15 protein-coding genes are annotated in these 18,673 nt (G+C 72.4%); 5 read left to right on the top strand and 10 right to left on the bottom strand.

All coding sequences use genetic code 11. The features are described 5' to 3' along the window. The first annotated feature begins 81 nt into the window (after positions 1 to 81). Both ACSRUE_RS10255 and ACSRUE_RS10250 read left to right on the top strand, forming a co-directional pair. On the top strand, positions 82 to 459 hold the full coding sequence (locus ACSRUE_RS10255) for a hypothetical protein (protein ID WP_441290841.1): 378 nt from the start codon (positions 82 to 84) through the stop codon (positions 457 to 459). 359 nt (positions 460 to 818) lie between these two features. Further along, positions 819 to 1,331 (top strand): hypothetical protein, encoded by a 513-nt coding sequence (locus tag ACSRUE_RS10250; protein ID WP_437763926.1) that lies wholly within the window; start codon positions 819 to 821, stop codon positions 1,329 to 1,331. Positions 1,332 to 1,411: 80 nt separating this feature from the next. Here the strand turns inward: ACSRUE_RS10250 and ACSRUE_RS10245 are convergent, their stop codons facing one another. Beyond that, the gene (locus tag ACSRUE_RS10245) at positions 1,412 to 2,644 is read right to left on the bottom strand and encodes a choice-of-anchor L domain-containing protein (protein WP_441290840.1); all 1,233 of its coding nucleotides are present in this window, start codon (positions 2,642 to 2,644) and stop codon (positions 1,412 to 1,414) included. Between the two features lie 179 nt (positions 2,645 to 2,823). After that, positions 2,824 to 4,557 (bottom strand): arginine--tRNA ligase, encoded by a 1,734-nt coding sequence (gene argS / locus ACSRUE_RS10240; protein ID WP_437763924.1) that lies wholly within the window; start codon positions 4,555 to 4,557, stop codon positions 2,824 to 2,826. 114 nt (positions 4,558 to 4,671) lie between these two features. Here argS and ACSRUE_RS10235 point away from each other — a divergent pair, with 114 nt between their 5' ends. Beyond that, positions 4,672 to 6,876: a protein kinase domain-containing protein gene (locus tag ACSRUE_RS10235; protein WP_441290839.1), complete on the top strand. Its 2,205-nt coding sequence runs from the start codon at positions 4,672 to 4,674 to the stop codon at positions 6,874 to 6,876. Between the two features lie 161 nt (positions 6,877 to 7,037). After that, a complete protein-coding gene (locus tag ACSRUE_RS10230) occupies positions 7,038 to 7,355 on the top strand; it encodes a hypothetical protein (protein ID WP_441290838.1) in 318 nt (105 codons plus the stop codon). A gap of 136 nt (positions 7,356 to 7,491) precedes the next feature. Here ACSRUE_RS10230 and ACSRUE_RS10225 read toward each other — a convergent pair whose 3' ends face one another. The 3 genes from ACSRUE_RS10225 to ACSRUE_RS10215 form a co-directional block, all read right to left on the bottom strand. Then, on the bottom strand, positions 7,492 to 8,871 hold the full coding sequence (locus ACSRUE_RS10225) for a GH1 family beta-glucosidase (RefSeq protein WP_441290837.1): 1,380 nt from the start codon (positions 8,869 to 8,871) through the stop codon (positions 7,492 to 7,494). 57 nt (positions 8,872 to 8,928) lie between these two features. Next, positions 8,929 to 9,132 (bottom strand): CopZ family metallochaperone, encoded by a 204-nt coding sequence (locus ACSRUE_RS10220; RefSeq protein WP_437712074.1) that lies wholly within the window; start codon positions 9,130 to 9,132, stop codon positions 8,929 to 8,931. 180 nt (positions 9,133 to 9,312) lie between these two features. After that, the gene (locus ACSRUE_RS10215) at positions 9,313 to 10,539 is read right to left on the bottom strand and encodes an ROK family transcriptional regulator (RefSeq protein ID WP_441290836.1); all 1,227 of its coding nucleotides are present in this window, start codon (positions 10,537 to 10,539) and stop codon (positions 9,313 to 9,315) included. Between the two features lie 864 nt (positions 10,540 to 11,403). Between ACSRUE_RS10215 and ACSRUE_RS10210 the strand changes: the two genes are divergently transcribed. Further along, a complete protein-coding gene (locus tag ACSRUE_RS10210; protein WP_441290835.1) occupies positions 11,404 to 12,099 on the top strand; it encodes a Kazal-type serine protease inhibitor domain-containing protein in 696 nt (231 codons plus the stop codon). A 64-nt stretch (positions 12,100 to 12,163) separates the two neighbouring features. Here ACSRUE_RS10210 and ACSRUE_RS10205 read toward each other — a convergent pair whose 3' ends face one another. The 5 genes from ACSRUE_RS10205 to ACSRUE_RS10185 form a co-directional block, all read right to left on the bottom strand. Then, positions 12,164 to 12,916: a hypothetical protein gene (locus ACSRUE_RS10205; RefSeq protein ID WP_441293076.1), complete on the bottom strand. Its 753-nt coding sequence runs from the start codon at positions 12,914 to 12,916 to the stop codon at positions 12,164 to 12,166. Between the two features lie 769 nt (positions 12,917 to 13,685). Beyond that, positions 13,686 to 14,603, bottom strand: coding sequence for a metallophosphoesterase (locus ACSRUE_RS10200; protein WP_441290834.1), 918 nt, complete (start codon positions 14,601 to 14,603; stop codon positions 13,686 to 13,688). A gap of 310 nt (positions 14,604 to 14,913) precedes the next feature. Beyond that, positions 14,914 to 16,017, bottom strand: coding sequence for an alpha-hydroxy acid oxidase (locus tag ACSRUE_RS10195; protein ID WP_441290833.1), 1,104 nt, complete (start codon positions 16,015 to 16,017; stop codon positions 14,914 to 14,916). 212 nt (positions 16,018 to 16,229) lie between these two features. Next, positions 16,230 to 17,264: an expansin EXLX1 family cellulose-binding protein gene (locus tag ACSRUE_RS10190; RefSeq protein WP_441290832.1), complete on the bottom strand. Its 1,035-nt coding sequence runs from the start codon at positions 17,262 to 17,264 to the stop codon at positions 16,230 to 16,232. A gap of 57 nt (positions 17,265 to 17,321) precedes the next feature. Next, positions 17,322 to 18,503 (bottom strand): hypothetical protein, encoded by a 1,182-nt coding sequence (locus ACSRUE_RS10185; RefSeq protein WP_441290831.1) that lies wholly within the window; start codon positions 18,501 to 18,503, stop codon positions 17,322 to 17,324. Positions 18,504 to 18,673 lie beyond the last annotated feature (170 nt).

Below are 18,673 nucleotides of genomic sequence, written 5' to 3'. Positions count from 1 at the left end.
CGGGCGACGGGCGGGCGGATGCGGTGGCGGACGCGCGCCCGGCGCGGTATCCCGGGCCTCCGAAAGAAAAGGAGGCTCTTCATGTCGAGCATGTCCACGTTGACCATGGGCTACGGAGCGCTGCTCACAGCGCTCGGCGTCGGCGGATTCGCGGCGACGAGCGCGCCGACGGCGCTCATCCCGGCCGGCTTCGGGGTCGTCGCGATCGGGCTCGGCCTGCTCGCGCGGCAGGAGAGGTACCGCATGCACGCCATGCACGCGTCGGCCATGGTCGGCGTCCTCGGCGTCCTCGGCTCCGCCCGCGGCCTGACCCAGCTGCCGACGCTGCTCTCCGGCGGCGACGTGGCGCGCCCCCCGGCCGTCATCGCCCAGTCCGTGATGGCCGTCCTCTCGGCGGGCTTCGTCGCCCTCTGCGTGCGATCCTTCATCACGGCGCGCCGCGCCGCCGCCCGCGCCTGAGCGCGGCGCGCGCCGCCTCGCGTGAGGAGCGCGCCGCCCCGCCACGCGGCGCGCGCTCCTGCCGATCCGTAGAGAACGGCCGCTGCGGCCCCTCTCGCATGGCGCGTGGTGGATGAGCCCCCTCCCCTCTCCTCACCCGCCTTACTCCGCACTTCCGATCTCTGCGTGTCCGATCTCCGCCCGTCGGATCAGGGCGCTCGCACGTCGAGGGCCTCTTCATGTCGATTATTTGACAATCCGGACCGCCAGTCCGGAATGCGATAAATCCGCGCGACAAAAGCCAGATCGGTACCCTCGATGCCCGTGCATGATGTACTGTCATCGTCACCAGACCATCAACTACGAGAAGAGCGAGCACCATGCTTCGACGCGTCATTGCATTGGGGCTGACGGCGCCTGTTTTCCTTTCCTGCGAGGGGAGTGGTGGTGTCATCCAGATCTGGAATTGCGAGGAGTGCCTCAAGGGCTGGACCTGCACGGCGGACGCCTGCATCCCCCCGCACTGCAGCAATGACGTCACGGATGCGGACGAAGGAGAGACCGACCGGGACTGCGGCGGCTCGTGCAAGCCGTGTGGCTTCGGCGCCTCCTGCGAGACGGGCATCGACTGCAAGGAGGGCGTGTGTCGCCTGGGGGTTTGCCAGGCTCCGACCTGCGTCGACGGCGTGGCGAACGGCTTCGAGACCGGCGTCGACTGCGGCACGCGCTCGTGCCCGCTCTGCCCCGCGGGCGAGGCGTGCCTCACCGGCGAGAACTGCGGTTCCGGCGTGTGCAGGGAGCGTGTCTGCCAGGCGCCCTCGTGCGACGACGGGGTCCTGAACGGAAGCGAGCTCGCCGTGGATTGCGGGGGGGACTGCCGGACGTGCCGGTAGCCCGGAGCGCCCAGCGGGGCGACCAGGCCTCGCGACCGCGCGCCGACGAGGCGTCGGCGCGCGGAGGAGCGCCCCTCGCCTCAGAGGAACTGGACCGCGGGCACCGTCTCCAGGCTGACCGTGCCGCCGGTCGCGATCCAGCGGAAGCCATCGATGAGCGCGGTCGAGTCGAAGCGATCGTCGCCGGTGTCGAACAGGATGAACCGGAGCGAGATCTCCTCGCCGCCACGCACCGGCGCGCGGGTCTTGAGCCACCGGGTGCCGCCGTCGCGGCGCGGGCTGAACCCCGTCCCCACGAGCTCTTCCGAGCCGAGCGGACATCCGTCGCAGACATCGAAGAACGCGATATTGACGCTGACCGGCCTTCCCTCCCCGTCGAACGAGAGATTGCCGTTGTACGACCCGGGAGGCGCGGGCGTCGCCAGCGCGACGAATTGATCGTTGAAGTCCTCGCAGACCCACTCCGGGTATTCGAACGTATAGAACTTGAAGAGGAACTCGTAGCCGGTCGCGTTCGTCGGCGCGCGGAGGACGACCTCGAGGCCGATGTCGTCGTTGATGAAGCTGGACGGAGGACAGGAAGGGTTGTCCTGAGGGAACCCGGGGGGCGCGGTGCCGGGACCATAGCTCGAGCAGCTCTCGGACCAGCAGGCGTCGGGGTGGCCAGGCAGGCGTGCGCTCCCCGTCGAGAGCGCGAGCAGGCGCGCGCCGCCCTGCACGTGCACGTTGGGGCCGAACCCATCGAAGACGCCAACCGCGGGCGATCGCTCTGCAGGCGAGCCGTCCCCGCGGACATACCTCGCGGAGAGCACGCCCCAGCGCCTGTCCTCGCGGGACGCCACGGCGCAAAGGTCGATCGCCTTGGCCCCGTTCACCGGATCGAAGTCCTCCAGCGAGAGGCCCTCGTCGCACGGTGGCGGCACGTCGTCGATCACCCCGTCGCAATCCTCGTCCGCCGGCGCGGGGATCTGGCCGTTCGCGTCAGGCTCGGTGACCTCGACCTCGATCGCGCCTGGATTCACATTTCCATCAGCATCGTTGCAGTCGCCCTCCGCGGGCGTGAACCCATCTCCGTCGCCGTCCACGTTGGGATCGGTGATGGGGATTGCGTCGCCGGGGTCGAGCCCTGGCTCGCCCGGCTCATAAAGCCCGCCGGGGCCGTCCTCTCCGATGGTCTCCGAGGGCTGCTCGCGCCCGTCTCCCCCGCCCCCCTGCGCGGACGCGCCGCCCACTGCGGAGCACCCGAATGCGACGGCGAGCACCGCCATCACGGCCATGCCGGAGCAGGGGAGAGCCAACCGTTGTTCGATCATGCTGCACTTTGCCAGAGGGAACGGACCGACGTCGCGCGCAACATCGAGCGTGCGAGCACAACCTCGGTCCGAATGCGCGCAGCTCAGGAAGACGCGCGCAGCTCAGGCACGACGCGCGCAGCTCAGGCGGCTGCGCGCCCGCCGAACGCAGGCAGGGTCGGGCGCCGCTGCCGGACGCGCTACATCCGCTCCGGCGCCTCGATCCCGAGCAGGCCGAGGCCCTTCGCCAGCACCTCCGCCGTCAGATCGCAGAGCGCGAGGCGCGAGCGGCGCACCTCGTCGCTCTCCGCCCGGAGCACCGGGCAGCGCTCGTAGAAGCTCGTGAACGACCCGGCGAGCTCGAACAGGTAACCGCACAGGCGGTGCGGCTCGAGCGTGGCGGCCACGTCCTCCAGCACGGCGCCGAACCGGAGCAGCTCCAGCACGAGCGCCCGCTCCGCCGGCTCGCCCAGCACGATCCCGGCCTCGCGCGGCGACTCGACGCCGGCCTTCCGGAAGATCGAGCGGATGCGGGCGTGCGCGTACATCAGGTAGGGCGCCGTGTTCCCCTCGAACGCCAGCATGCGATCCCAGTCGAACACGTAGTCCTTGATCCGGTCGCTCGAGAGATCGGCGTACTTCACCGCGCCCACGCCGACCGCCCGCGCCACGGCGTCCGCGGCCTCGGCGTCGAGCTCGGGGTTCTTCTCCCGCACCACCTTCGCCGCGCGCTCCGTGGCCTCGTCGAGCAGGTCCGAGAGCTTCACGGTGTCGCCGCTCCTCGTCTTGAACATCTTCTTGTCGGCCCCGAGCACCGAGCCGAACGCCACGTGCTCGGCCCGGGCCGGCGGCGCGAGCCAGCCCGCCTCGCGCGCGGTCGCGAAGACCATCGCGAAGTGCTGGCTCTGCGGCGCGCCGACGACATAGACGATCCGGCGCGCGCCGACCGTCGTGAGGCGGTGGCGGATCGCGGCGAGATCCGTCGTGGCGTAGCCGTAGCCGCCGTCCTGCTTGCGCACGATGAGCGGCAGCGGCTCGCCGCCCTTGCCGGTGAAGCCGGCCGGGAAGACGCAGAGGGCGCCCTCGCTCTCGCGCGCCAGCCCCTTGCGACCGAGCTCCTCGATGACGTCGGGCAGCATCGGGTTGTAGAAGCTCTCGCCGGCGAAATCCGCGTCGGTCAAGGTCACGCCGAGGCGGCGGTAGACCGACTCGAAGTAGCGCGTCGACTCGCGCACGAGCTGCCGCCAGAGCGCGAGGGTCTGCTCGTCGCCGCCCTGCAGCCGCACGACCCGGCGGCGCGAGCGCTCGGCGAACGCCGGGTCGCCGTCGAACTTGGCGCGCGCCTGCCGGTAGAACGCGTCCAGATCGCCGACCGAGAGCTCCTGCGAGGCCGCGGCCTCGCCGAGATCGAGCATGTGCTCGATCAGCATGCCGAACGGCGTGCCCCAGTCGCCGAGGTGGTTCTGGCGGATCACGCGGTGGCCGAGCGCCTCGAGCACGCGCGCGAGGGCGTCGCCGATGATCGTGCTGCGGAGGTGGCCGACGTGCATCTCCTTCGCGGCGTTGGGGCCCGAGTAGTCGACGATCACCGTCTCGGGCTCGGCCGCGGGCGCGATCCCGAGCCGCCCGCCGCCCGCCGTCTCGGCGAGCTCGCGCGTGAGGTACGCGTCCTCGAGCGTCAGGTTCACGAACCCGGGGCCCGCGATCTCGACCTTCCGGCAGATCCCGTCGAGCTCCAGCGCCGCCACGATCGCCGCCGCGACCTCGCGCGGCGGCCTGCCGAGGCGCTTGCCGAGCGCCATGGCGGCGTTCGCCTGGTAGTCGGCGTGGGTGGAGCGGCGCAGGGAAGGATCAACCGCGGCGTGCTCGGCGCCGAACGCGGTGGTGATCGCCGCCTGGAATGCGCGGGCGAGGGCGTGGACGGGATCGGCCATGGCGCATCCTTTGGCCCGGGCGCCCGGCCAATTCAATAGGCAAGCCGGCGCGGCCACGCCACATCAGCGCACCTTTGACAAAAATCGGGGTAGGCCGGACAGTTCACGCCTCACGTGAGCGCTCCCCAGCCCCCTGCCCCCGGCGATCCGCCGCCCGCCGCGAGCAACGCGCTCGCGGAGAGCGCGGCGGCCCAGCTGGTCGGGACGGTCCTCTCGGACCGGTACCGGATCGTGGAGCTCGTGGCGACGGGCGGGATGGGCGCGGTCTACAAGGCCGAGCACCTGCTCCTGCGCAAGTGGCTGGCGGTGAAGCTCCTCCTGCCCGCGGCGAAGGGCTCCCCGGAGCTCACGGCGCGCTTCGAGCGCGAGGCGATCGCGGGCGCGCACATCCAGCACCCGAACATCGCCTCGGCGACCGACTTCGGCACCCTCCCCGACGGCTCCCGGTTCCTCGTCCTGGAGCACGTCCGCGGCACGACGCTCGATCGCATCATCAAGAGGGGCCCCTTGCCCGCCCCGCGCGCCGCGGAGATCGCGCGGCAGATCGCGGCGGCGCTCGCCGCGGCGCACGAGCGCGGCGTCATCCACCGCGATCTGAAGCCGCGCAACGTCATGGTCGAGGACGGCACCGACGCCGTGAAGCTCATCGATTTCGGCCTGGCGAAGGTGCCGATCGAGCGCCTCTCCACGACGGACGCGCACAGCAGCGAGGCGCGGCCCGACGCCGGCCGGATCACGCTGAGCGGCATGGTCTTCGGCACGCTCGCGTACATGGCGCCCGAGGCGGCGCAGGGCATGGATCACGTCGACGAGCGCTCGGATCTCTACGCGCTCGGGCTCATCCTCTACGAGATGCTCGCCGGGAAGCACCCGTTCGACGGGATCCTGCCCGTCGAGATCTTCCGCGAGCAGCTCCACACGGCGCCGCCGCCGCTCCGGCTGCGCGCCCCGGGCACGGCGGCGCCGCGCGAGCTCGAGACGCTCGTGATGCGCATCCTGCGCAAGGACCCGGCGGAGCGCCCCGCGAACGCCCGCGCGCTGCTCGCGGCGCTCGACGCGGCGGTGCCGAGGTCCGAGGCGCTCGGCCTCCTCCCCTGGAAGGAGCCGCTCTCGAGCGGGGCGTGGCGGCTCAGCGACCCGCTGCGCGCGATCCCGTACGCGATGCCGCCCGAGCTGCCGGCAGGGCAAGACCGCGCGGGCGCGGCCGGGGGAGCCGCGGCCGGGGGAGCCGCGGCCGGGGGAGCCGCGGCCGGCGGCGCGGCGACCGGCAGCGCCGAGGCCGATGGGTTCGGCCTGCAGCTCGGGGCCGCCGGACCGGACGGCGGGGCGCCCGGAAAGGCAGCGCGCGGGGCGGCAGGAGGCCGGCCACGAGCGAGGAGGCGCGCGTGGGGCTGGATGCTCGGGGTGGCCGCCGTGGCCGCGATGGGCGCGGCGGGCGCGCTGCTCCTCGGCCGGCTGCCCGCGGGCGCAGGCTGGCTGCGCGCGGGCGCCCCGGCGGCCGCCGGCCCGGAGCTCCAGGCGGCGCCCGCAGCGGCGCAGACGGTCCCCGCCGGGGCGCCGGCCGCCCAGGCGCAGGATGCCCTCGGCACCCCGCTGCAAGCCCCCTCCGATGCGCCCGTCGCGAGCGCCTCGGCCCCCGGGTCGGCCGACGTCGCGGCGGCGCTGGACGCGGGCGCGGCGGCGCTGGACGCGGGCACGGCGGCGCTGGACGCAGACGCGGGCGCGGCAGACGCGGGCGCGGCGCTCGCCGGCCCGGAGCCGCTCGAGGGCGCGGGCCTCCCGGCCGAGCGCGAGCGCCTCGTGGCGGCGGTCCGGGCGAAGCGGTGGGGCGACGCGGAGAGCGCGCTGCTCACGCTGCTCGACAAGGATCGCGCCGCCTTCGAGCAACGCGACGTGATGACGGCCGCGGCCGCCGTCGCCGTGAAGAGCTCGTACCGGACCGACGGCCGCGCGGACGCGATCTTCGACGCGCTGGAGAGCCGCCTGGGCCCGGAGGGCCTCGACATCGCCTACGAGATCTCGAGCGGCTACGGGGGCACGCAGGGCGGAAAGCGCGCGGCGGCGCTGCTCCGCCGCCCCGAGGTGCTGAAGCGCGCGAGCGCCCCGCTGCGCATCGCCGTCGCGCTGCGCGAGGCCCCCTGCCGGCGCAAGGAGGCGCTCTTCGAGCGCGCGGCGCTCGAGGGGGACGCGCGCGCGCTCGTGTTCCTGGAGATGCTCCGCTCGTCGCAGTGCCAGCCGCGCATCGGGCAGTGCTGCTTCCACCACCACGAGGGGCTCGAGCGCGCGGTGCGCGCCCTGCGGGACCGGCTGCGCTACTGAGCCGAGCGCGCCCGCGTGGCGCGGGCTCCCGGCGCGACGCGGCCCCGAGGGCCGCCGAGATGGGCTAGGCTCGCGCCCCCGGGTTCCACGGCGCCCAGGAGGCCAGAGCACGGCGACGGGGCGACGGGCGGAGCGCGGACGACAAGGACGAAGGATCAGGAATGAGCGACAAGACGAATGAGGAGATCTACAGGGCGTATCTGCTGGCTTACGCGTGCAGCGGCGACGCCTCGAAGGTCGCTGTGCTCCAGGACGCGCGCCCGCTGACGGCGGTGGTCGCCGCCGCGCTCGCCCTCGCCGAGCGCGACCGCCAGGCGAGCGAGCCGCCGGACACGTGGGATTCCCTGAGCGAGCGCCTGCAGGCCATGTTCGATGAGTTCGATCCGCACGGGTACGATCTGGCGGGCGGAGGCGACGAGTCGCTCGAAGACGACGACGAGGACGAGGACGAAGACGGCGACGAGCCGATCGCCTCCTGAGGCGCCCGAGGCGCTTTATCGAGGAGCGGGCCGCGCAGCGCGCGCCGGCGACAAGGCCATTCGCCCGGCGCTCCCGGGCGAATGGCCTTTCCTCACGGTGGACGCCGCAGCGTATCGAGGCGCGGGGCGGCCCCGCTCACCCCCCGAGGGTCGCGCCGTTCGAGGCGATGAGCTCACGATACCAGTGCGCCGAGTCCTTGAGGACGCGCCTGCCCGTCGGGTAGTCGACGAAGACGAGGCCGAAGCGGTGCTTGTAGCCGTGGGCCCACTCGAAGTTGTCCAGGATCGACCAGTGGAAGTAGCCGTTCACGACCGCGCCCTCGGCGATCGCCCGGCGGAGCTCGATCAGGTGACGCGCCATGAAATCGATGCGCTGGGGGTCGTGCACCTTCCCGTCGAGCGAGATCCAGTCCCGGGTCGACAGGCCGTTCTCGGTGATCACGATGGGCCGCTTGTACCGCTCGTGGAAGAACCTGGGCCCCCAGTAGAGGCACTCGGGGGTGACCGACCACTCGAAGGCGGTGATCGGGTGTCCCACCGGGTGGGGCACCACCTCGGCTGCGCCGTTCGCCCCGGCGCGCACCGGGACTCCCCAGTAGACGTTCACGCCGCAGAAATCGACCGGCTGCGCGATGATCTCCATGTCGCCGCTCCGGACCTCGGGCAGCTCGCTCGCGAACAGGCGGAGCCCGTCCTCGGGGTACCTGCCGAAGAACACGGGGTCCATCCACCACGTGTTGGTCCACGTGGTCCGCGCGTTCACCGACCACGTGGCCGCGCGCGCCGCCTCCAGATCCTCCGGCGACGAGGTCGCGGGGTATTTCACCTGCGCGACGGGCGCATAATAGACGTTGCTCCTCCCGGGGCTCGCCGCGCGGATGGCCTGCACCGACTTGCCGTGCGCGAGCAAGACGTGGTGGCAGACCCGGAGCACCTCGGCGAAGCGCAGCCGGTCGCCGGGGGCGTGGCGCCCCTCGTAGTGGCCGGCGCCGGCGAACACCTGGGGCTCGTTGAGCGTCATCCAGTCCTTCACCCGATCGCCGAGCTTCCTGACCACGACGCTCGTGTACTCGGCGAACCAGTCGGCGCTGTCGCGGTTCAGCCACCCGCCCTTGTGGTAGAGCGCGAGAGGAAAGTCCCAGTGGAACAGGGTGATGTGGGGCTCGACGCCCGCCTCGAGCAGCGCGTCCACGAGGCGATCGTAGAACGCGAGCCCGCGCTCGTTGACGGCGCCCGTGCCCTCCGGGAGGACGCGCGGCCACGAGGTGCTGAGTCGATAGGCGCGGAGGCCGATGTCGCGCATGAGGGCGACGTCCTCCTGGTACCGGTGGTAATGGTCGCACGCGACGTCGCCCGTCTGGCCGTTCCACACGGCGTCCGGCTTCCTGCAGAACATGTCCCACACGGACGGCCCCTTGCCGTCCTCGTGCGCGGCGCCCTCGATCTGGTAGGACGCCGCGGCGGCGCCCCACAGGAACCCTTCCGGAAAGCCCTCTTCGCTCTGCTGTCGCGTCATGGTGGCCGCCACGATACCAAAGGCGGCCGAGGTTCGGCACCGCGGCGCACCGCGGCGTCAGCCAGCGTCGCGCGCCTCGTAGCCGGCCTCGCGCACGGCCGCGAGCAGGGCCTCCGCCGCCGCGCTCCCCTCGACGACCGCCTCTCCGCGCTCGAGGCTCACCTCGCTCACCCGCGTCACGCCAGGGACCTTCGCGAGCGCCTTCGAGACCGCCTGGACGCAGTGGCCGCAGGTCATCCCTTCGATAACGATTCTGCGCATCTCCCCCCTATGCCCGCTCGAGGCAGCAGCGTCAACGAAGGCACGCCGGGTGCGCCTGGGCGGAGCGCCGTCGCTCCGTTCGCGCCGTCGCGCGTCGACGCAAGAGTCCCCCGGAACCGCCCAGGCAATGGCCTCTCCGGCGCGCGGAGAGCGCGCCTCGCCCGCCTGGGACCCGTTCACCTACGGCGCGCTGTCCTGGAGCACGCCGTCGGGCACGAGGCGGAGCGAGCGAACCGCGCCCTCGCGCGCGAGCAGGAGGGCGCCGAGCACGCCGGCCTCGCCGCCCAGCGGAGAGGCGACGACCGGCACGTCCGCGCCGCGGACCGCGTGGCGCGGCAGCTCCTCGCGCACGCCGGCAAGGAGGATGTCGGGCGCGGCCAGCAGCTCGCCGCCCAGCACGATGAGCTGGGGGTTGAGCAGGTTGAGCAGGACCGCGATGCCGCGCGCGAGCTGCGTGCCCGCCTCGTGGAAGATCGCGCAGGCGCTCTCGTCGCCGGCGAGCGCCGCGCTCGCGATGGCGCTGACGGCGTGCGGGCGAGCGAGCGCGGCGAGCTGGGGTGAGCGCGCCGACGCCGCCTCGGCGGCGCGCCGGAGCGCCATGACCGAGGCGAACGTCTCCAGACATCCGCGGCGCCCGCAGCCGCAAGGAGGGCCGTCGTCCGCAACGCGGCAGTGGCCGATCTCCCCGCTGTAGCCCTGCATCCCGAAGAACAGGCGTCCATCGGTGACGAGAGCCGCGCCGACGCCGAGCCCGACGTAGATCCACACGTACGACGCGTGCCCCCGCGCCGCGCCGAGCTCCCCTTCCGCCACCGCCGCTGCCTGAGGCAGGTTGTACACAGGCACCTGCATGCGAAGCGCGCGGCTGAGCTCCGCGCGCACAGGGAACCGCTCCCAGCCCAGGTTGGGCGCAAGCACGCAGACGCCGCTCGGCCGCTCGATGAGCCCAGGCAAGACCGCGCAGGCGCCGCGCAGCCGCTTCCGCGGCACCCCACTCAGCTGCAGCACCTTCGGCACGAGCTCGACGATATCGCGGACCGTCCGGTGCGGATCGCGCAGGACGGTGGGCTGCTCCAGCCGCGCCCGCAGCCGCCCGCGGGCGTCGGCCACGGCCACGGCCGTCTGCTCGACGCCGATCTCGATGCCGAGGAAGGCCGCGCTGTCGTCGTTGAACTCGAGGAGCCGCGCCGGTCGCCCGCCGCGCGATTCGGTCCCGACATCGCGGACGCTGCCGCTGTCGAGGAGCTCCTCGATGATGGCCGAGATCGTCGGCTTGGTCAGTCCGCTCAACCGCGCGAGGTTCGTGCGGGAGATCGGGCCGTGCTCTTGCACGAGGTCGAGGACGAGGGAGCGGTTGAGCTCCCGAGGGGTGCGGTTGTTCGCCGTCTTGTCGTTGGCACGGACCATTCGAGCAAAACCAGACTTAGCCGTCCTCGCGCAGCAAAAGCAAGGGGGGTCGCAGCCGAGCTGTCACGAAAGCGCGCGCGGCGAGCGTGGTCTCCGGCGCTTCTCCGCGCTTCACCCGTGGTCCCCCGTGGTCACCCGTGGTCGCCCGCGCTTCCGCCCTCTCCCCGCACGTCTTCCCGCTTGCTCTCGTCCACCACCCCGCGCGTAGCTGCCTCGACGCCCCTCCACCCCGCGGCGCGTCAGAGCTGCTTATGTCAACATCACAATCATCGCTGCCCGAGGGCAGCCACCGGTGCAGCGCCCCTCCCGCCGTCCACGTAGCAAACTGCCCCGTTTCGGGGGATGGGCTCCCACAGTCCGCACCCCCGTGTGGCGGAACGCCGCATCGCCGTGTGTGAGATAGAAACAGGGAGCGCGCGGTCCTCTCGGCGCCCGACCCGCCCCGACCTGGCGATCGCCCCGCTCCCCGCTGCCGCGACGTCGCGAAGCTCCGCGGCGGGCGGCCTCATCTCTTCTCCAAGGGAACACCGATTGCAGACGGCAACGAACGACAAGCGGGGGATGACAGACGGCAGGCGCTCACCGGCAATCGACGCTCAATGAACGACAAACGGCAAACGCGGAAAGCAAGCAAACATCGAGTCGATGAGCGCAGGCACCGTGGGGCGTGAAGGAGAGCGAGCGTCAAGGCGCTGGAGTCCTGACATGCCGACGCACTGTCGCCCCAGGTCGAGCCAGGGCTCGACGGGTTGGAGGACACGGCGACATCGCACAGCGACGCGTTGCCCAGCTCGCGCGCGATGCGCATGGCCGAGGAGACGCCCGGAGCGCCGGGCCGCTTCCTCACGAGGAGTTTTCACGATCATGAAGATGACACATGTTCTGGGTGCAGTGTTCGCTGCGACGCTCGCCGCCTGCACGGCGGCATCCGATGACGCCGAGGTCGCGGATGCGGAGGAGACCGGGGCCGCCGAGGGCGCGCTCGCGACGAGCGACGTGGCGGCAGCACCTCCGTATTTGGATCACGAGAACCGCTTCCCCCTCGCGCGGCCCGGCGGCATGTGCGGGGGCATCGCCGGCATCCGCTGCGCGGCGGGCCTATATTGCGACTTCGCCCCCGTGGCGAACTGCGGCGCGTACGACCGGAGCGGCACGTGCGAGATCATGCCCGCCGCGTGCCCGCAGGGCTTCGATCCGGTGTGCGGCTGCGATGGCCGCACGTACAGCAACGGCTGCGTCGCGGCCACGGCCGGCGTCTCGGTGAGGAGCGCGGGGGAGTGCGGCCCCACGATCGTGGGGGTCGGCGAGAGCTGCGGCGGCTTCACCCTCGGCGGGCCGCGCGTGTGCGGCGAGGGGCTCTACTGCAAGTACGCGCCCTCCGCGATCTGCGGGCGCGCGGACGCGTCCGGCACCTGCGCGGAGAAGCCCGAAGTTTGCACGAAGGAGCTCGCGCCCGTGTGCGGCTGTGACGGCCAGACGTACGCCAACGCGTGCACGGCGGCCGTGAGCGGCACCTCCGTCGACGCGCGGGGCGCGTGCGCGGACGGGCCGATCGAGTGAGCGAGATCGCCGCCCCGCTCCGCGGCGGCTCGGGCGCGAGGAGCGCGGGCGGCGCGGCGCGCGTTCACGGCTGCTTCTCGACGGACTGCACGTCGAGCTGGATGAACTGACCGACGTACGGCTCGGGCGCCGGGGGGACACCTTCCACGACCAGATGCTTGAAGTTGGCGATGCTGATGTGATTCGGATCCTCGCCCTTGAAGGACACCTTGGATCCGCCCCGGATCGGAATGGTCTTCGTGTGGTCGATCTTGAACGTGTCGTGCCCGACGGTGGGGCTATCGTTGAGCCAGTAGACCTCGGCCGGGTCGGAGACAGAGATGCTGTAGCGGTTGTACGTCCCGTTGTCGGGTGTGCCGCCCACGCGGAAGTGCATGCCGTCGGGCGTGCCGCCCTTGTAGGTCTCCGGCTCGACGACGCCGCGGAGCCGGACGGTCACCAGATAGACCGTGTCGGGCGAGCCGCCGAACGTCTTGGTCTCGTCGACCAGCGCCGAACACGCACACTCGTCGCTGTTGCCCGGGTCCTGGTCGCACGGCATCTCCCAGCGGAAGCCGTCGATGCTGTCGGCCGCGGCGAGCAGGTTTTCTTCTTCGCCGCCGCTGCCGCCGGCCCCGCCGCTGGCGTCGGCCCCGCCGCTGCCGCCGGCCCCGCCGCTGCTGCTGGAGCTCGCGCTGCTGGAGGCGCTCGTGCTGGCGGCCGTCGAGGCTCCCCCGCCCGACCCCGAAGCGCTCGTCGTGCTGGCGCTGGCCTGGTCGTCCGCAGGCGGGTCGGAATCGGAGCCGCAGGCGAGAAGGACCATCATCGCAGGGACCACGATCAAAGAGATTCTCATTTTACACCAGTCCGGCGAGGGCGCCGGCAGTTGAGGCCAGGGACGCGAAACGCCGTTGATATCACGGCTCGTTCGCGTGGCCATGTCAGGTTCGTGAGCGGCCCGGTGCACCACCGGACGAAGCCAAAGGAGGACGTGCGGCGGACAATGTGAACGTTCACATGACGGGCGTCAATGCGAATCGACCGACCCGCTGGGTTCGTCGAGCGTGCGGGGGGGCGAGACCGAGGACATGGGCTGCGCTCGCGGTAGGATGCCATGGCGCCCGGGGCGCCGCGCTCCACCACGCCGCCTTCACGCTTGCAGCGAGGTTGAACGTGAGATCCTGGATCTCTACCCGTCGAATCCTGTGCGTCATCCTGCTCGCGCCGCTCGCCCTCGGGATGGGCATCAGCGAGCAGGAGTTCCTGTGCGAAAACGCGGCTGCGCATCTCGAGGCGTGCTGTCCGTCGTTCGCCGCGACTCCCGTGCTCTGTCGGCAGAACATCAGCTGTAACGGGAACGAGGAGTTCGTGGCTCACGGTCGACGAGAGCCGGTGCATCCAGGACAGGGAGTGCGGCGACCTCGTCGCGAGCCACGTCTGCGAGCAGGCGGCCGCGCGCATGAAGCTCGCCGAGGGGGGGAGCACAGGCGTCGCGCGCCCGGTGGTGTGTCGATGAGGCGGCGTATCCGATCGTCGCGGCTGCGATGGGGCGGCGCGGCTTCGGCGTCAAGCTCCACGCCGGGGGCGCGTGGCAAAGCCCTTGGGCGCTACGGCTCTCCGCCGCCGGCGCTCCCCTCGCCGTGCCGGTGCACCCGCGCCCGCCGCTCCCGGTTCCTCGCCACCTTCGCCGCGCGGCTCGCCATGAGCTCCGGCGTCGGCTTGCGCCCGAGGTGCGGCACCTGCTCCGCGTGGTGCTCGTCGAACGACCCCGGCTCGCTGCCGAGCTCGAAGATCGCGACCTCCCGCTGGCCCCGCTCGCCGAGGCGCAACGGCATCACCGCCGCGCCGATCCCCGCCCCGACGTAGACCGCCCCCTGGCCAGGCTCCCCCCGCTTGCGCGTGCCGTAGAGCCCGTGAATGTACCGGTGCCCCGCGATCTTGCCGATCGAGAGCTCGTTCAGCCGCGCGACCGTCACCTGGCCCGCGTGCGTGTGGCCCGACAGCACCAGCGGGATGCCATGGCGCCAGAGCCCGTCCGCCTCCTCCGCGATGTGCGAGAGGCCCAGCGTCGGCAGGTCGCGCCGCACCCCCTTCACCGCCTTCTCGAGCGACGCGTGGCCCGTATACGCGTCGTCGAGCCCCACCACCTGGAGCCGCTCATGGCCCAGCGTGACCACCGTGCTCGCGTTGCAGAGCACCGCGGCGCCGCCCCGCTCGAGCGCGCGCTTCACCGCGTCGGCGCCCGACCAGTGATCGTGATTCCCCAGCACGGCGATCACCGGCGCCTCGAAGCCGCGCACCACCTCCTCCAGCTGATCGAGGTAGAGCTGGCTGTGGCACACGAAATCGCCCGTGAGCACGACGAGGTCGGGCCGCTGCAGGTTCGTCAGCGCGACGGCCGCGCGCTGCACCCGCACCGACGTCACGCGACCGACATGCTGATCCGTCAGGTGGGCAATCCGGAGCGACGACACCTGCTCGAGGTAGGCCGCCGGCCCCGCGAAACGCCGGAGCCGAATCCCCATGGCCGGGTCCGCTCCCTCGGGCGCCGGCATCCCCCCGGAGGCACCAGCGCCTCGCGTGAAGAGCCTCCGCCACCGGTCCCTCGCAGGTACTGCGCTGCTCACGATGGCCGAGTGTAAGGGTGAGGTTGAGTGGCCGCCACCTTTTCTTTCGTCGAAGACGCCTTGGCACCTCGATGCAGCGGAGCGCAGCAATGGATCGACGTGCGCACGTGCGCACGAGCGCGTCGCGATCGTCGCCGTCCGCCGCCTGGCCGCACGCGGGATAGCGCCGATCTTGGAAAACTCCGCGCTCGTGAGACTCAGGAATCCATCATCGCGCCTGAGCTCGTCGGATCAGGTCGCGATCGATGGATGCCAGGGTAGGACAGCCGGCGAGCGCCATGGCGATCGAGAGCTCATCGCGCAACCCCGCGAGCACGCGCGCGACGCCCTCGCCGCCGAGCGCGGCGAGCCCCCACAGGACTGGGCGTCCGACCAGCACCGCGCGGGCGCCGAGCGCGATCGCCTTCAGCACGTCGGTACCCCACCGGATACCGCCGTCCATCAGCACCAGGCACCGCCCGGCGACCGCGTCGGCGATCGCCGGGAGGGCCTCGATCGTCGCGGGGGCGCCGTCGAGCTGCCGCGCGCCGTGGTTGGAGACGACGACGCCGGCGGCGCCCGCGTCGAGCGCGCGGACCGCGTCGTCCGGCCTGACGATGCCCTTGAGCAGGAGTGGGAGCTTCGTGAGCGAGGCGAGCCACCCGACGTCGCGCCACGTCAGCGAGGCGTCATGTCGGGAGGCGACGTAGGACGCGAGCAGAGAGCCCCGCTCCTCGGCCGGGGCGGCCGCGGCGGCATCGACGAGGTTCGCCATCACGAGCCCCTCGGGCAGCGCGAAGCCGTTGCGCACGTCCGCTATCCGGCGGCCGAGGACCGGTGTGTCGACGGTCAGCATCAGCGCCCGGTAGCCGGAGGACTCGGCCCGCTCGACGAGGGCGCGCGTGAGGCCCCGATCCTTGTGGACGTAGAGCTGGAACCACTTCGGCCCTGGAGACGCGCCCGCCACCGCCTCGAGGCTCGTCGTCGAGAGGGTGGAGAGCGTGAAGATGGTGCCGAGCTCGGAGGCCGCCCGCGAGGAGGCGATCTCGCCGTCGGGGTGCGCGAGGCGCTGATAGGCCGTCGGCGCCACGAGGATGGGGAACGGCACCCTCGTGCCGAGCACGGTCGTGCTCATGTCGCGCTGGGCCACGTCGACGAGGACGCGGTAATGGATCTCGAGGCGGCGGAAGGCGCGCCGGTTCTCGCGGAGCGTGCGGCCCTCGTCGGCGCCTGATCGGTAGTAGTCATAGGCCATCTTCGACAGCCGGGCGCGCGCTGCGCGCTCGAAGTCGTCGACGGTGAGCGGCGACGGGCCGGGACGAGGGTCTTGCACGGTGTTCTCCTGGAGATCCCGGCGGCGCGTCGCGACCGCAGGGAGCGGCCATCCTACCAGCTGGCGCCGCGACCAGCCGGCTGGCGAGCGCGCTTCCCCGCAGCCCGGCGCGGCCGCGGCGCCCGTGGGAGCTCGGCCACGCCGCGCGAGCGGCGCGTCCACCACCGGGCCTCCGGGCGGCCGCCCTCGAGCAGGCGGCGCAGGCCTCGGTCTCAGTCGCAGGCGGCGAACTGCCCGCTCGCGGGCTGGTTTCCGGCCTTGAGGTCCAGCATCGCTTCCACGGTGGAACCGTTGATGTCGGTGGCGCGGACGTGATAGGGCGCATTCCCCATGTTCCCGTCGCCGACGACGAAATAGTTGTACGACTGCCGCGTGGCCGTCTGCCACGTGCCGTTGATCTCCACCTCCAGCTTCTCGATCGGGTGCGCGTGCCCCTCGACGAGGATCTCGTTCCAGTACTTGTTGCTCGCGTCCTTGAGGCGGAAGGAGACGGCGCTCGTCGTCGGACAGGGGATGTACCGCCAGGAGATCTTCCCCGCCGCGCCGCCGTGGGTGGTCCCCAGATACCCTTCTCGCTCTTCGCCGATCTGGAGAAAGGCGCTCTTGCTGAGATCGATGTGGCCCGCCGTGCACTTCGGGTTCGTGGCGATCGGGCACTGGTCCACGACCATGGCCTGCACCTTGCGCCCGTCGTCCCGGGAGACCTCGACGCACGCGCCGCACATCGCCGCCGCGTCGTAGTCGGTGGTGTTCATGGCGGCGAAGTACTGGCCTCCGCCGAACGGGACGTGCCCGACGACGTCCGGGTTGCGCCCGACGATCGGGTAGCTGCAGTTCACCTCGGTCGAGCCCATGTCGAGCGTGTAGAAGGTGATGGAGCCGTTCGCGTACTCCGCGGGGTAGTCGCAGCTCACCGGCTCGCTGCCCGTTCCCGTCGAGGTGGTCGCGCCGGTGCTCGTGGCGCTGGGATCGCCGCCGCCGCTCGTCGAGGAGGTGGAGCCGGCCGTCGTGGAGCTGCCCGGACCAGCGCCCGCGCCCGTCGTGACGCCGTCCCCGCCCCCTGCGCCGGCGCCTGTGCCGGCGCTGGCGCCGACCGCGCCCGCGCCCCCCGGCCCGCCGGCGGCGGACGAGGCGCTCTCCGCGCTGCCGGCGTCGCCGCCGCCGCCGTCGCTGCAGCCAGCGACGCCGAGCGCGATCAGCGCCACGAGCGGCCATGAAATGCCCCTGGGCATAGAACCTAGCTTCATCTCGACTCCTTAAGATTTACGATAGGGATGGATTCGCGAATCCACGCGGTTGGCTTATCACGGCCTCGCGGCGCGCTGCTCGATGAAGGTGCCGGCCGCGTTCGTGTACGCGATCCACAGCGAGCCGCCGCGATCCGCCTCGATCGCCACGTGCTTGAACGACTTGCCCTCCACCGCGACGCAGCGCGCGTGAAACCGCCCTTCGCCGTCGAGCTGACCGAGCTCGAGCGCTTGGCGCGCCCCGGGCTCGCGCGAGACCGGCCGGACCCGGGCCACGTGGATCGGCGAGGCGCCCTGCGTTGCCGCGATCGGCGCGGGGCTGAGCCCGTTCGGGTAGAGCGACCAGACCGCGGGCATGTCGTCGCGCGGCGCCTCGTCGACGCGGATCGCCGCCATGCCGAACGCCGAGATGTCCTTCGCCGCCGGCAGGAGCACGTACGCAGGCCCGGCGGCACCGACGGCGAGCGCGCCGCCCATCCGCGATTCCCCCGCGTCGCCGACGAAGACGACCGCGTCAGGGCCGAGCTCGAGCTTGCCTTCCGCCGTGAGCCCCAGCGTGCGGGCGTGCACCGGCGTCAGCGCCGACCGCGCGTCGATGTACATCGCGAGCGCGCCTGCCTTCCAGGGCGACAGCGCGACGAAGGTGGCGCCGCTGCCCTCCTCGGAGAGCGGCACGGCGGCCCCGTCGTCGAGCACCGCGAAGGCCTGCGTCACGGCGCCCTCGGTCGTCTTCCGATCCGAGAGGAAGGCGAGCAGCGTGTGCCCTCCGGGCAGCGCGACGGCGGAGATCCCCGTGCCGCGGCGCCCGGCGCCGATGGGCGGCCCTTCGCCGCCGCCGAGCGGGGTCCTCCGGATCGTGCCGCCGTGATCCATGCAGTACACGAACCGGGAGGCCACCACGCACGCCGGCCACGAGGCGCGCGCTGGATCGCCGCCGCCATCTCCGGCGTCAGGCGCGTCGGGCGCGGCCTCCGCGGGCGGAGAGCCTGGCGCGGTGAGCCCGCCGAACGACGGCGCGACGTGCTGCGCCACGCCGTCGCGGTTGAAGATCACCCGGAAGTCGGCGCGCTCCGACGCGTCGGGAGACCACAGCAGCGCCGGCCCCTGGAGCGAGAGCGAGAGCGGCCCTCGGCGCAGCGCGCAGCCTGCGCCCGCTGGTGCCGCTGCCGCGTCCGGTACGGCGCCGTCCGGTGCTGCCGCATCGACCGCAGCTGCGTCCGTTGCCGCTGCGTCCGCCACCCCCGCGTCCAGCGACGGCGCGCTCGGAGCGCTGGCCGCGCTCGCGGTGGGCGCAACGGAGGGCGCCGGCGTTGCAGCACCCGCGTCGGGCGCCGGCCCGGCGCCAGGTGTACCCGAGCCGCCACGGCAGGCGGCGAGCGCCGCCAACACGAGCACGCGCGCGCGCAGCG

This window comes from Sorangium sp. KYC3313 (assembly GCF_052075895.1).
Classification (GTDB): domain Bacteria; phylum Myxococcota_A; class Polyangia; order Polyangiales; family Polyangiaceae; genus Sorangium; species Sorangium cellulosum_B.
Note: the sequence above shows the minus strand (reverse complement) of the source record. Positions and strands in the feature narration are given on the sequence as shown.

Bases quoted from the DNA above. Each gene is read 5' to 3' on its own strand.
- ACSRUE_RS10255 (WP_441290841.1), top strand. From the start codon at position 82: ATGTCGAGCATGTCCACGTTGACCATGGGCTACGGAGCGCTGCTCACA.
- argS (WP_437763924.1), bottom strand. From the start codon at position 4,557: ATGGCCGATCCCGTCCACGCCCTCGCCCGCGCATTCCAGGCGGCGATC.
- ACSRUE_RS10225 (WP_441290837.1), bottom strand. From the start codon at position 8,871: ATGACGCGACAGCAGAGCGAAGAGGGCTTTCCGGAAGGGTTCCTGTGG.
- ACSRUE_RS10250 (WP_437763926.1), top strand. From the start codon at position 819: ATGCTTCGACGCGTCATTGCATTGGGGCTGACGGCGCCTGTTTTCCTT.
- ACSRUE_RS10200 (WP_441290834.1), bottom strand. From the start codon at position 14,603: ATGGGGATTCGGCTCCGGCGTTTCGCGGGGCCGGCGGCCTACCTCGAG.
- ACSRUE_RS10215 (WP_441290836.1), bottom strand. From the start codon at position 10,539: ATGGTCCGTGCCAACGACAAGACGGCGAACAACCGCACCCCTCGGGAG.
- ACSRUE_RS10230 (WP_441290838.1), top strand. From the start codon at position 7,038: ATGAGCGACAAGACGAATGAGGAGATCTACAGGGCGTATCTGCTGGCT.
- ACSRUE_RS10220 (WP_437712074.1), bottom strand. From the start codon at position 9,132: ATGCGCAGAATCGTTATCGAAGGGATGACCTGCGGCCACTGCGTCCAG.
- ACSRUE_RS10190 (WP_441290832.1), bottom strand. From the start codon at position 17,264: ATGAAGCTAGGTTCTATGCCCAGGGGCATTTCATGGCCGCTCGTGGCG.
- ACSRUE_RS10245 (WP_441290840.1), bottom strand. From the start codon at position 2,644: ATGATCGAACAACGGTTGGCTCTCCCCTGCTCCGGCATGGCCGTGATG.
- ACSRUE_RS10210 (WP_441290835.1), top strand. From the start codon at position 11,404: ATGAAGATGACACATGTTCTGGGTGCAGTGTTCGCTGCGACGCTCGCC.